The organism is Kosakonia sp. H7A, assembly GCF_003028445.1.
GTDB lineage: Bacteria > Pseudomonadota > Gammaproteobacteria > Enterobacterales > Enterobacteriaceae > Kosakonia > Kosakonia radicincitans.
Map to the genome: position 1 here is coordinate 1 of NZ_PYTZ01000148.1, position 432 is coordinate 432.

Here is a 432-nt window from a genome sequence, read left to right on the forward strand (position 1 = left end):
GTTGAGCGGTGCGGCCAGCATGGTGTGCTCAGCGCTCCTGCCGGTCGGCCTGGATCTTCGCCAGCGCCGCCGCGTAGCGCGCATCGAGCTGGTCGTTGGCGCCCACGTCCAGGCCCAGGTCGTGTACCAGGCCATCGCGCAGGCTGTACACCCAGCCGTGCACCGTCAGTTCCTGCCCGCGATTCCATGCGTCCTGCACCACCGTCGTGCGCACCACGTGCACCACCTGTTCCAGCACGTTGAGCTCGCACAGGCGCGCGTGCTGCAGCGGCAGCGTCGCCACGTCGTGCAGGCAGCCTTCGTGCTTGTCGGCCACGTCGGTGACATGCCGGATCCAGTTGTCCACCAGGCCCAGGCGCGCCTGTGTCAGGCTGGCCAGCACGCCGCCGCAACCGTAGTGGCCCACCACCAGGATGTGGCGCACCTTCAGCA

1 protein-coding gene is annotated in these 432 nt (G+C 69.0%); it reads right to left on the bottom strand.

What is annotated here, in order from left to right; all coding sequences use genetic code 11:
- Window positions 1-28: 28 nt before the first annotated feature.
- The coding region (locus CWM66_RS28660) for a carbonic anhydrase (RefSeq protein WP_304598312.1) at window positions 29-432 on the bottom strand (404 nt) is incomplete at its 5' end.